Origin of the sequence: Vibrio sp. JC009, assembly GCF_029016485.1 — a bacterium.
Lineage (GTDB): Bacteria > Pseudomonadota > Gammaproteobacteria > Enterobacterales > Vibrionaceae > Vibrio.
Genome location: NZ_CP092106.1, coordinates 1,873,676 through 1,888,961, shown reverse-complemented (window position 1 = coordinate 1,888,961; position 15,286 = coordinate 1,873,676). Strand labels below are relative to the sequence as shown.

1 protein-coding gene (only partly in view) is annotated in these 15,286 nt (G+C 49.0%); it reads left to right on the top strand.

The features are described from left to right. The first annotated feature begins 336 nt into the window (after positions 1-336). Positions 337-15,286 carry the 5' end (the start) of an Ig-like domain-containing protein gene (locus L3Q72_RS08410; protein ID WP_275129504.1) on the top strand. The gene runs 15,218 nt beyond the window's last position, so only the first 14,950 of its 30,168 coding nucleotides appear in the window; its start codon is at positions 337-339; the stop codon falls past the right edge of the window.

Here is a 15,286-nt window from a genome sequence, read left to right as displayed (position 1 = left end):
CCTTATACTGAGCTTTTGCATTAATTTGTTTGTAAAACAGCCAGATATCCTCGGTGTTTGTATGAGATTCAGACTAAACCGGTATGATTACCAATTAATATAAAATTAACAGCAATATAGATACAAATTATGTATTTATTGATATAATTTCTCAGTTAAGAATACGGTATGTTATAAATAATTTTGTCAGTTGTTAATTAATGATTTTCAAAGGATATATGAAAATCTGCATGTGGTTTATATGCCGGGTAATCAGGCATCTTAAACTGACTATTTTTTCAGACCTATTCGGTTGATTTTTGGGCAAGTTGCAAATTAAATATTGGGTCTTTTATTATGCAAAAAGTTGTAGTTGATTCTGTTGCAGATATCAATATTAAAGGTTTTAACATTGAGGTTACTTTGCCCGATGGTAAGGTGGAAGTGATCGAAGATGGTGTTGTTTCTGTAGCTCAGGGTAGTTTGGAAGTTGAAACTCGTGAAGGCGAGTTTTCAATGAACGACCTGATCAATCAAACAGGGGTTAACCTTGAAACTGCATCTAGCGTTTTCTTAGAGAATCAACTTTTTGCAACAGGGGACTCAGTAAAAGGCGATCTTGCGGGTGAAGGTACCAGTGAAGAAGAGCTAACTGGTGAGGGTGATAAATCACTGGAAGGTGAAGAAGGTCTGCTTGGTGTTTTCGATGATGAGAACAGTGAAAATCAGGAAGAGTTAAATGCGTTGATTGAAGCTCAGGCCCAGGAGCGTCAGGCAGCGTTAGAAGCACAGTTTGCCCAACTGACAGAACTACAGGAAGCATTAGATGCCCAAAAGGCTGCTCTTGATGCAGAAAGACAGGAGTTAATAGAGCTTGCACAGACCCAGCAAGCCGTTCTGGAAGCAGAGACAGAAAGCTTGCTTGAATTGGCAGAAGCCATAATCAGTAATAGTCAGATAGATGGAGACTACGAGGTTGAAGATTATATCGTAGAGCTTCAGGGAGAAGGGGTTGATGTTGAAACCGGCTCTGACTCCACCGATGATTCTGGATCTAACGCCACTTCGGGCTCTGCTCTGGTTGATGCCATTGAAGAACTGATTGAATCCCAGGCAAGCGCCAGTGATTCTGCTGTTGCCAGCAGCAGTGCTGATGATTCGTCGGCAGAGTCTTCACAAACTGAAAGTGTTTCAAGCACAACTGCTTCCAGCAGTACAAGTACTTCCACAAGCACAGAAAGTTCAAGCAGTTCGTCAAGCTCTTCTTCAAGCAGTTCATCAAGTACTACAGATGCAAATACGGACGCGACTACGGATGCAAACACAGGGGTAGAAGTCCCGACTGATGATGGTACAGGTGAGAGTGAAGACTCCGGGGTATTGTCATTCCTGACCCTTCTTCTGGAGAACGAAGATGACTCAGGTACCCTTGGCGACTTTATTACCAACGTGAATACCAACCTGAGTTTTTACGGTCAGACAGACCCGGAAACGACCGTTAATTTCGTTATGACCGACGGGGTAGGCAATGTTGTTTATCAGGAGTATTTAACCTCTGATTCAGCAGGTGACTTTGCGGTTGAACTGTCCGATGAATATGCTGACGGTTCCTATTCCGTTAAAGTGACGGCAACCTCTGAATCCGGGGAAACTCTGGAAGTGGCAGAAACCCTGGTGATTGAAACTCAGGCACCGGAAGCGCCAACGGTCGCGCTTAGTGCTGAGTCGGATACTGCGGCCTCTTTTAACGAGGAAGCAGACGGGTTCAATACCGATACCATCACCAATGATACCAATCCAACCTTTGTAGGTACCGCAGAAGCCGGTTCTACCGTTACGCTTTATATTCCGGTTATTTCAGATGACTCGGAAGAAGTTACCTATACCACCTACACAACCACAGCGGAAGATGACGGCAGCTGGTCAGTAACCATCAGCTCAGCGCTGACCACCGATGGTTTGTATAACTATTACGTCACTTCAACCGATACCGCCGGCAACGAATCAGAAAAAGCAGAGTCCAGCTTTACGCTTGATCGCGAGGTAACACAGGAGTCCGGCAGACTGTCTGAAAGCTCAGACACAGCGGCAGATTTTAATGAAGATACCACCGGCCATACTGACGGCATTACCCGTAGTATCGAGCCAAGCTTTAACGGTACGGTTGAACCTGATGCTCAGGTTACCCTGGTGGTTAATGTGGATGGCACGGACTATTTTATTAAACCGACAGCCAGCCAGTATGAAGACCCGACGACGGATGATCAGGGCAATACATCGCAAGCCTGGTCTGTCAACAGCACATCTGACGGCTATTCGGATGTCTTTACTGATATTGAAGACGGCACTTACAGTTACTATTTTATCTATGAAGATGCCGCAGGCAACGTAACAACGTCAGATTCGCAGGATCTGGTCATTGATACCCTGGCACCTGAAGTCACAAGCAGCTTAACCACGGATACCGATACCGCACCGGAAGGTAGTGATGACACCAGCCTGAAAATTGACAATATCACCAATAATACCCAGCCAAGTCTGGAAGGTGAGTCAGAGGCTGGTGCTTATATTGAAATCAGCGTTAAATCCGGCGATGGCACAGTATCACTCTCTTACAACACTTTTGCAGACAGCGACGGAAAGTGGACGATAGATCTGGATGAATATTTAGACCAGGGTGATTACACCGTTGAGGTGACAGCGACAGATGCAGCGGGCAACCATTCCGATACCTCGCACACCATTACCATTGATACTGAATCAGAGCTTTCTGTTAGCGCAGGAATTGTGACTAATAGTGATGGCGTAACCAATACTGCAGCGCAGACACTAAACGGTACAGCAGAAGCGAACTCAGCAGTCACTGTTAACATATACGGCACAGATTCAAGAGGTGTTTCCTATGTTGCCTATACCCAAACCGGAGAGGCAGGTACAGACGGCAACTGGGAACTTACTATTCCGGATGATGTTAATCTGACCGACGGAATTTACACCTATACGGTGACCGCAGTAGATATTGCCGGTAACAGTACCACGACAGACACTTTAGGTACATTTACGCTGGATACTGAGGTTTCGCTGCTTACCGCAGGTCTGGATGACGACTCTAACAGCGCAGATAAAACCGATACCATAACAAGTGATACAACTCCGGTTATCAGCGGTGAGGTTGAAGCCGGAAGTACGGTAACTCTTACCATCACCATTAATAGCGTTGAGTATGTGCTGACCACAAGTGATACCGATGATGCAAACTGGTCCATCGACATCAGCGAACAGCTGCCAAGTGGTGAAGTTGTGCCTGATGGTGAGTACAGCTACACAGTGGTTGCCACCGATGCGGTAGGGAATACCTCCGAGACGCTTGTCAGAAGTGTGACGATAGATTCTAAGATCAGTGCTGATGGTGATTTAAGTACTGACAGCGATACCGGCGTGGATAACACCGATGGTATTACCAGCGACAACACGCCAACATTTTCCGGTACCGGAACCAGTGGTGATACCATTACCGTAACCATTCAGGATAGCGACAACGCCTTCCTGGCAGCGGTTGTGAAAACGGCAACCGTTAACGAAGATGGTTCATGGAATATCACCTTTGATGCATTGGCCGATGGCAATTACGAATACAGCATCAGCGCTTCAGATGTCGCCGGTAATGAAACCGATGTGGTGATCGACGGGGATTCCACCCCGACTTCAGGCTCACTGGTGATTGATACTGAAAACCCGACACCATTAACCGGCGGATTAGACAGCGACAGTGACTATCTGACGGATGCCGAAATTACGGATATCGAGAATCTGTACACAGGCGATACGGATTACGCGAGCTACCAGTACCAGGATGATTTAGATGATCAGACCACAGACACCACTCCGGTTCTAAGCGGTACTGTGGATGCAACCAATATTTATTCCGTTTTTGTTTATCTGGACGGTAGCGAAACGGGTATTCAGGCCACTCTGGAAAGCGATGATGACGGCGATGGTGTTATTGTCTGGTCAGTGCAACTGACTGATGCGCTTGGCGAAGGGGAGCACAGCTTTACCATTGAGGCGACAGATCTTGCCGGAAACATCACTGAATCAAATGAACAGACCTTCACCGTTGACAGTGCCACCAATCAGCTGTTTACGCTGGATACCACAACCGGACTGATCACACCAAATGTGCTGAACAGTGCTTCAGATTCAGGAACCAAAGGCGATCTGCTGACCTACGAACTGACCCCTAACTTTAGCGGTGATGCAGGGAGCGCAGAAGCAGGCTCTACAATCGTTCTTGAAATTAATGACAATGTCTATCAGACAACGGCAAATGCCGATGGCAGTTGGCTGATTGAGGTTACCGATCCTCTGCTGAGCGATGATGAGATAGCAGCAGGCACAACAACAGAAGATTTTGATTTCACCCTGTCTCAGGTGGACAGCGCAGGTAACGTGGCGTCGGCCAGCAATACACTGAGCATTGATGTGAGCACGGATGTCACCGTTCACCTGGAAACTGCAGCTGATCTGGATAGCGTACCGGGTGATTATGTCAGTTCCGACTCAGGTAATGTCGGTGATGATATTACCAACGTTAGTGCGCCAACCTTTACCGGTACGGGTGAGTCTGGTGCCAGCATTACATTTTCTATCGATAATCAGGTGTATACCACGACGGTTGATTCTGACGGCACCTGGAGTGTTGATGTACCCGGGTTAGATCTTTCAACTGACAATGCCACAATTAACCCATATACCGGCGCTCAGAGCTTTGAATACACAGTATCCAGCACAGATGAGGCGGGGAATACGGCCACAGTAACAGATACGCTCAATGTTGACAGCAGTGTCGTCTGGAGCAGCGGATTCGGAACCGGCACTATCACTACTGAGGCGGATGACGGTACAACTTATATTGGCATGACTAATGGCTCAGCTTCGCTCAGCTTCAGCGGTAAGATTGAAACCTACGATTACGCTACAGTTACCACAGAGTCTGTGGTACTGACAATTACGTCAGCCACAAGTGGTACTTTTGTTATTTCTGCTGATATCAGCGCAGACGGCAGTTGGGTGATTGATTCAACGGAGCTGCAGAATCTGAATGACGGGGAAACCTACACCTATACCCTGGTTGCCACCGATGTGGCGGGTAATACCGATAGCATCAGCGACAGCTTTGTTGTCGACAGTACGCTGCCGGAAATTCTGAATATGGATCTGGAGTCGGAAACCGGCCTGTCCAGCGACAACGCGGCAACGGATGCAAGCGGCACCTACAGCGATAACATCACTTCTGAAACTCTGCCGACCATTTCGGGCTACAGTCAGGTAGGTAACGATGTCAGCGTGGTTGTGACTGACTCAGACGGTGTGACCGTTGATACACTGACCACAACCGTTACTGCCACGGTTGACCCGGATAAAATCATAACAGTAAATGGCGAAGAGTTTGTTTACTGGTCGGTAACGCTTGATAATGAACTGACAACCGATGGTACCTATACCGCAACTGCAACGGTATCTGAGGGTTCAGGTAAGTCGGCGACTTCCAGCATAGATATCAAAATTGACACCACAGATCCGCTTTCTGAGTCGACCACCGGCGATATCCTGACCAATGAAATGCCGACCTTTATCGGCTCTGCGGATGAATCCGGCCAGAAAGTTACGATTACAATTACTACAGTAAATGATCAGGGACAAACCAGTATCGCTTATACCGGTACTGTTGAAGCGAATGCAAACCAGACATGGTCGATTACGGTTCCGGATGGTGAGCTTGCTGAGGGTGACTACACCTACACCATTACCTCTGAAGACTATGCGGGTAACATTGCTGACTCAGTGACGGGTAGCCTGGAAATCGATACTTCAGCGCCCGTGATCACTGCGGGGCTGGATTATGACTCTAATACCGGTGATAAAAGCGACAGCGTGACGGCAGACCCTCTGCCGGTTATCAGTGGTACGGTGGATGATCCGGATGCAAGTATCAGCGTCACCATAGACAACCAGACTTATACCAATGTAACTATTTCTGATACAGCCGACAGTGACGGAAAATATGCATGGTCGGTTGAAGTTGGCTCGTTATCAGACACTTCTGAACTGGAAGATGGTGAATACACCTATTCAGTCACAGCTACGGATGAAGCCGGCAATACGACCGTTCCTGCGGTGAGCGGTACGCTTACCATCGACTCCTATATCTCAGTGACCACCCAGTTTGACTCAAGAACTAACGATGAGTCAGATGCGGATATTCTTACCAATGACTCAACGCCGGACTTTAGCGGTACCGGTAACGGCATTGGTGATGAGATCACCATCGTTATTACCAGTGAAGATGAAACCGATGTAAACGGTGACCCGGTTACATACAGCTTTACAACTACAGTCACAAGCACGGAAGACGGCAATGGTAATTACACCTGGAGCTACACCATTCCTGAGGGCAGTGAGCTTCCTGCCGGAGATTACACCTATCAGGTAACCGCATCAGATACCGTTGGCAATACAGCCACCGTTGATGGTGAAGATTTCACGGTTGACCTTGAGGTGGCTGAATTTACCGCGCAGCTGGATTCAGATTATCAGGAGTATGCAGATGGCGATGCCACTGCAACCTATACTACAGATTCAACTCCGGAATTTTCCGGCAGGGTAGAGTCCGGCAGCTCAGTGATTCTTACCATAGGAACTCTGTCGGTAGCCGCGACAGTGAATGCTGATGATGGCACCTGGTATATTGATGATGCCTCATGGAGCGACTATGTATCCGGTCTTTCCGATGATGAGTACAACTACACACTAAAAGCAACGGACCGCGCAGGTAACACGGATACCATCAGCGGCACACTAAACGTTGATACCGGTATCGGCACCTTTAACGGTGGATTGGCGACAGAAGATGACACCACCAATAATCAGGATGCGGCATACAGCAGCGACAATTACACCAGTGTGGTTCAGCCAACCTTTGAAGGCAGTGGTGATGAAGGTGATACCGTTACTCTGGCTATCTATGCCGTAGATGCCTCCGGTAATAAAGCGGCCAACGCGACTTACACCTATACCACAACGGTTGATACCGATAATGGTGATAACACCTTCTCATGGGATATTGACCTTGAAAACGATGCCGATGCAGATGGCATTATCAATACTCTGGTTCAGGGTGATTACGTTTATGAACTGGTTGCAACGGATAAAGCAGGCAACACAAGTTCGACCATTAGCGAAAATCTGACCATAGATACAGAGACAAGCGTAGATGGCGGAGTAAGAGCTGATACCGATACCGGTTCAAGCGATACAGATGGCATCACTAAAAACACAGCGCCGGTATTTACCGGAACAGGTGAGGAAGGGGCATTTGTCACCCTGACGCTGACAAATGCGACCGACACTAGTGCCGAAGATATTGTTGAGACGCTGACCATTGACTCAACCGGGACATGGACGGTTTCTCTTACTGGTTTAGATTTAAATGCTACCTATGGTTACACCATAGTTTCTCAGGATATTGCAGGTAACTCTGACAGCGAATCCGGCACTTTAATTATTGATAACAGCGAGCCTGTTATCACTTCTTCGGCGCAACTGGATTCTCTGAGTGACACCAGCCCAGATGATGACGCGCTGGTGAACAAAACCGATGCAAGCGTTGATTTTGCTGCTGACAGCCTGACTTCAGATGTGACGCCGACCATTTCCGGTGTAACAGAGCCGGGTACAACCGTTCTGGTTCAGCAGGGCTCGGATACGGAAACTGTGACGGCAGACAGCGACGGTAATTGGTCTGCGACACCATCAACTTTTGCCAATGACGGCTCTGATGATGGCAGCTATACCTTTACGGTGACCTACACAGATGCGGCGGGCAACTCTGACACAGAAGAGGTTGTCGTTGAGCTGGATACTCAGAACACGGTAACCGGCTCACTTTCTGCTGACAGTGATACCGGCAGCAGCGATTCTGATACCATTACCAATGCGAATATTGACGCAGACAGCAATACCAATACCTTGTCGTTCAATGGTACCGGTGAGGCCGGTCAGAAAGTTATCCTTTATATTGATACCGATGGCGATAATGACTATGACATCGCAGGCACTGCGGTTGTCGGTGATTCAGGAAACTGGAGCATTGATAATATCGATGTAAGCAGCCTGAGCGATGATACCGCTTACTCTTACTATATCGCTTCAACGGATACCGCCGGTAACTACGACGCAACAGACGTACAAACTTTCACCCTGGACCGCACGGATCCGGTTATCACAGCGGATCTGGCTTCAAGTTCAGATAGCGGTATTAAAGGTGATACGGTTACCAATGAGACCTTGCCTGTGTTTAGCGGCACCACTGATTCAGCAGATGATGTTGTTACCATCAGCATTGGTGGCGACTCAGTAAATGCTGTCGTGAGTCAGACCGCTGATGAAAATGGCAACTACACCTGGACCGCGCAGTGGGAAAAAGAGCTGACCACTGATGGCACCTATACCTACACAGTAACATCAACAGATATTGCGGGTAACGTAACGACGGACAGCAGTCAGTCCATTACTCTTGATACCACCGCTGAGGTAACCGCTTCTATTGCCAGTGCTTCCGTTGCTGAAACTCAGGCCAATGGCTATGAGCTGCTTGATGCCGATCAGCAGATTACCTTTGAGGGTACGGTCGAGCCGGGAGCATCCCTGACACTGGTTATTACTGATGAGAACGGAAACCCGGTTTCCTACACAATTGGCGATCAGAATATTGATACATCTTCAGTTGACGCCAATGGCAACTATGCCTGGAGTTATACGCTTTCAACGGATGAGCAAAACGCTCTGGCAGATGGCAATTACAGCTATCAGGTTGTGGCTGTTGATGAAGCGGATAACACGGATTCCACAACAACCGGCTACTTTACAACGGATGCTCAGGTTGAGGACTTTACTGCACAGCTGGATTCTGACTCTGGCCGCACGGATGATTTTACTGCAGACCAGATCACCAATGAGTTGCCACTGACATTCAGCGGTACAGCGGAAGCGGGCTCTACGGTTGTTCTTAATATCGATGGCTACTCCTACCAGGCTGAATTTAGCACTACAGATCCGACTATCTGGACCCTGGTGGTGGCTGAAGAGAACTTAGTCAGCGGCAACTGGGCAGCAAATTATGATGCAAGTAACCTGATTGATGGTAACTATACTTACAGCTTTGCGGTAACCGATGCCGCAGGTAACAAGCTGGTTAGCACCACCACAGATGCAGACGCTGTGGTTGGTAACGGTACGGATGTTACCGATCTGAATGGTATGGTAGTACGCGATACACAAGTGACTCAGTCCGGAACTGGCCTGAGTGAAGGCTCAGATACCGGGGCAGATACCAGCGACGGCATTACCCAAACCAAATCACCAACCTTTACCGGCACCACAGAGTCCGATGCGGAAGTGGTGATCAATATCTACGCAGGCAGCGATACCACAGCGGAGCCGGTTTACAGCTACACCTTTGTTAACAGCGAAGATGCAGCGTCAGGCAATGCGTCACTGGCCGTGACTGAAACCGGTGATAACGGTGAGTGGAGCTACACTATTGCCAATGAACTGGCCGATGGCGACTACACCTACGAAATTGATATTACCGATAAAACCGGTAACACCACGGTGGATACGGCAGAGACTGTCACAGGCAGCCTGACGATAGATAACCAGTCAGAGCTGATGGTAAGCGGTATCACAACGGCAACCGATTCGGCGCAGGGTGGCACTACTAACAGCGACCAACTGACCAATATTACGCCGACCATCGCTGGTACGGCGGAAGCAAACTCAGAAATTACCCTGACCATCACTCAGATTGGCGATACCACTCTGACTACTCCGGTGGTTATTGATGGTATTACTGCAGACATTAATGGTGACTGGTCAGTCGATCTGGCAACCAATTCTGATGCTGCGAGTCTACGTGATCAGTACGGTGAACTGGCTCAGGACGGCGAGTATTTCTATAACGTTTCCGCCACTGATACGGCTGGCAATGTGACGGAAACTGCGCTGACCGGTAACTTTGAATACGATTCAACGGCTGAAACCGGTGTGGCCTTTGATGGTGGATTAGATACCTCCAGCGATTCCGGTACATCCGATAATGACGATCTTACCAAAGAGTCTCAGCCTGTCTTTAGCGGCAGCGGTGAAGTGGGCGCAACGGTCACTCTGACCATTGATGGCGTGGGAAGCACCACCACTGAAATCACCAATAGTGACGGCTCATGGTCGATTAACCTGGCAACCGCCGGACTGACGCTGTCCGAAGGGAGCAACAGCTATACCCTGAGCCTTGAAGATGAAGCCGGTAATACGGCAAGTAACATTACAGGCTCGGTAAATCTTGATACCACTGTGAACAACTTTGATGGCGGTCTGGCTGCGGCGGATGATTCAAGTAACGGCCAGGATGCAGCCTACAGCAGCGATAATTACACCAGCGAAGATCAGCCAACGTTTGAAGGCAGCGGTGAGCAGGGCGATACGGTTACTCTGACGATTTACGCCGTTGATGATTCTGGTAATAAAGCGTCGAATGCCACTTATACCTACACCACCACAGTGGATGGTACGGATTCCTGGAGTATCGATCTTGCCAATGACAGCGATACAGGTAGCGTGATTAATACCCTGATCCCGGGCGATTATGTCTATGAACTGGTGGCAACAGACAATGCCGGAAATACCAGCGCGGTGATTTCTGAAGATCTGACGATTGATACCGCGACCTCTGTTGACGGCGGATTAAGCACAAATTCAGATACCGGCTCAAGTGACAATGACGGTATCACGAAATCCACAGCACCGGAATTTAACGGCAGCGGAGAAGAGGGCGCCTTTGTGACCTTTACTCTGCATAATGAAACCGACAACACAGCAGTCGATATCGTCAGAACCCTGACCATTGATGCCAGCGGAACCTGGACCATCGATGACATAACGGGTCTGGATGCTGACGCGACTTACACCTACACCATAGTATCTGCAGATATTGCCGGTAACACAGATACCGAAACCGGTACTCTGGTGATTGATAATTCCGAGCCGGATATCTCCACTAACGCAAAACTGGATGCAGACAGCGATTCTAAGCCATCTGATACCAGTCTGGTTGTAGACAGCAGTGTTGACTACGGTGCTGACGGTTTGACTTCCGATGTTTCACCGGCGATTTCCGGTGTGACTGAAGCGGGCACGACGGTTGTGGTGACACAGGGCTCAGAAACCGTCACAGTGACTGCTGATGCGGATGGCAAATGGTCAGCCGCTCCGTCCACCTTTACTAGTGACGGTACAGAGGACGGCACTTATACCTATACAGTGACTTATACCGATACTGCCGGTAACTCAACCAGTGAAAGTGTGGATGTGGTTCTGGATACTCAAAACACAGTGACAGGCTCACTGTCTGAGGCCAGTGATACCGGTAGCAGCAATACCGATTCCATTACCAATGCTGATGTTGATGCTGACAGTACTGATGTTCAGAATAAGTTGTCTTTCAATGGTACCGGTGAATCCGGCCAGAAAGTGATCCTGTACATCGATACCGACGGTGATAACAACTACGATGTTGCTGGTACCGCAGTTGTCGGTGATTCAGGTAACTGGAGCATTGATGATATCGATGTGAGCGGCCTGAGTGACAATACCGAATACTCTTACTATATTGCCTCAACAGATACCGCCGGTAACTACGATGCAACGGATGTGCAGACCTTTACTCTGGACCGCTCCGATCCGGTAATTACTGCTGAGCTGGCTGACGGATCAGATACGGGTACCAAGGGCGATACGGTAACGAACGAGACGCTACCGCAGTTTACCGGTACCACGGATTCAGCCGATGACACGATTACCGTCAGCATTGGTGGTGATTCAGTAACAGCAACAGTAAGCGATACCCCGGATGCCGTTACCGGTCTTTACACCTGGACGGCGCAGTGGGACACCGAAATTACCACAGATGGTGACTACACCTACACAGTGACCGCAACGGATATCGCGGGCAACGTCACTACAGACAGCACACACACCGTAACTATTGATACCATAGCAGAAGTTACCGCTTCTATTGCTTCAGCTTCAATTGCCCAAACGCAGGATAACGGCTATGAGCTGCTGGATGCCGATAAGCAACTGACCTTTGAAGGCACAGTAGAGCCGGGTGCGGAACTCACTCTGGTGATCACCGATGAGAATGGCACTTCAGTCTCTTACCCTATCGGTGACGAGAATATTGATACAGACTCAACCGATGCCGATGGTAACTACAGCTGGAGCTACACTTTGTCAGCTGAAGCGCAGGCGGCACTGACTGATGGCAACTACAGCTATCAGGTTGTGGCGCTGGATGATGCGGCCAATACCGATACCACGGCGACCGATTATTTCACCGTTGATACTCAGGTGGATGATTTTACCGCGCAACTGGATTCTGATTCAGGCCGCAGCGATGCCTTCACCGCCGACCAGATCACTAATGCTGATACGCTAACGTTTAGCGGTACGGCAGAAGAAGGCTCAGAGGTGATACTGAATATCGGCGAATATGCGTATAAAGCCGAATTCAGCGATACGGATCCAACCAGCTGGACGTTGGTGGTTGCTGAAGAGAACCTGGTCAGTGGTAGCTGGGCATCCGGTTATGATGCAAGTAACTTGTCGGATGGTGATTACTCATACAGCTTCAGCGTAACGGATGCGGCCGGTAATGAACTGGTTAGTACAACCACAGCCAGTGATGATGTTGTGGGAACAGGCACCGATGCTACTGACCTGACGGGTACAGTGACAAAAGACACTGGTGTTACTCAGTCCGGAACATCTCTGAGCGCAACTTCAGATTCGGGCTCTGCTACGGATGACGGCATTACCCAAACCAAATCACCAACCTTTACCGGCACTACAGAATCTGACGCTGAAGTGGTGATCAATATCTACGCAGGCAGCGATACCACAGCGGAGCCGGTTTACAGCTACACCTTTGTTAACAGCGAAGATGCAGCGTCAGGCAATGCGTCACTGGCCGTGACTGAAACCGGTGATAACGGTGAGTGGAGCTACACTATTGCCAATGAACTGGCCGATGGCGACTACACCTACGAAATTGATATTACCGATAAAAGCGGTAACACCACGGTGGATACAGCAGAAACCGTAACAGGCAGCCTGACGATAGATAATCAGTCAGAGCTGACGGTAAGCGGTATCACAACGGCAACCGATTCGGCGCAGGGCGGCACTACCAACAGCGATCAACTGACCAATATTACGCCGACCATTGCAGGTACGGCGGAAGCGAATTCAGTAATTACTCTGACCATCACTCAGATTGGCGATACAGCTTTGACTACTCCGGTGGTTATCGATGGTATTACTGCAGACATTAATGGCGACTGGTCAGTGGATCTGGCAACCAATTCTGACGCAGCGAGTCTGCTGGATCAATACGGTGAACTGGCTCAGGACGGCGAGTATTTCTATAACGTTACCGCCACTGATACGGCGGGCAATGTGACGGAAACTGCGCTGACCGGTAACTTTGAATACGATTCAACGGCTGAAACCGGGGTGACCTTTGATGGTGGATTAGATACCTCCAGCGATTCCGGTACATCCGATAATGACGATCTTACCAAAGAGTCTCAGCCTGTCTTTAGCGGCACCGGTGAAGTGGGCGCAACGGTCACTCTGACCATTGACGGCGTGGGAACCACCACCACCGAAATTACCAATAGTGACGGCTCATGGTCGATTAACCTGGCAACCGCCGGACTGACTCTGTCTGAAGGGAGCAACAGCTATACCCTGAGCCTCGAAGACGAAGCGGGTAATACGGCTGACAACATCACAGGCTCGGTAAATCTTGATACTGCTGTGAACAACTTTGATGGCGGTCTGGCTGCGGCGGACGATTCAAACAATGGTCAGGACGCAGCCTACAGCAGTGATAATTACACCAGTGAAGATCAGCCAACCTTTGAAGGCAGCGGCGAGCAGGGCGATACGGTCACTCTGACGATTTACGCCGTTGATGATTCTGGTAATAAAGCGTCGAATGCCACTTATACCTACACCACCACAGTGGATGGTACGGATTCCTGGAGTATCGATCTTGCCAATGACAGCGATACAGGTAGCGTGATTAATACCCTGATCCCGGGCGATTATGTCTTTGAACTGGTGGCAACGGACAATGCAGGTAATACCAGCGCGGTGATTTCTGAAGATCTGACTATTGATACCGCGACTTCAGTTGATGGCGGATTAAGCACAGATTCAGATACCGGCTCAAGCGACAGTGACGGTATCACGAAATCCACAGCACCGGAATTTAACGGCAGCGGAGAAGAGGGCGCCTTTGTAACCTTTACTCTGCATAATGAAACCGACAACACAGCAGTCGATATCGTCAGAACCCTGACCATTGATGCTAGCGAAACCTGGACCATCGATGACATTACGGGTCTGGATGCTAACGCGACTTACACCTACATCATAGTATCTGCAGATATTGCCGGTAACACAGATACCGAAACCGGTACTCTGGTGATTGATAATTCCGAGCCGGATATCTCCACCAACGCCAAACTGGATGCTGACAGTGATTCTAAGCCATCTGATACTAGTCTGGTTGTAGACAGCAGTGTTGACTACGGTGCTGACGGTCTGACTTCCGATGTTTCACCGGCGATTTCCGGTGTAACTGAAGCGGGCACGACGGTTGTGGTGACGCAGGGCTCAGAAACCGTCACTGTGACCGCTGATGCGGATGGCAAATGGTCAGCCGCTCCGTCCACCTTTGCCAATGACGGTACAGAGGACGGCACTTATACCTATACGGTGACCTACACAGATACTGCCGGTAACTCAACCAGTGAAAGTGTGGATGTGGTTCTGGATACTCAAAACACAGTGACAGGCTCACTGTCTGAGGCCAGTGATACCGGTAGCAGCAATACCGATTCCATTACCAATGCTGATGTTGATGCTGACAGTACTGATGATCAGAATAAGTTGTCTTTCAATGGTACCGGTGAATCCGGCCAGAAAGTGATCCTGTACATCGATACCGACGGTGATAACAACTACGATGTTGCTGGTACCGCGGTTGTCGGTGATTCAGGTAACTGGAGCATTGATGATATCGATGTGAGCAGCCTGAGTGACGATACCGAATACTCTTACTATATCGCATCAACGGATACCGCCGGTAACTACGATGCAACGGATGTGCAGACCTTTATTC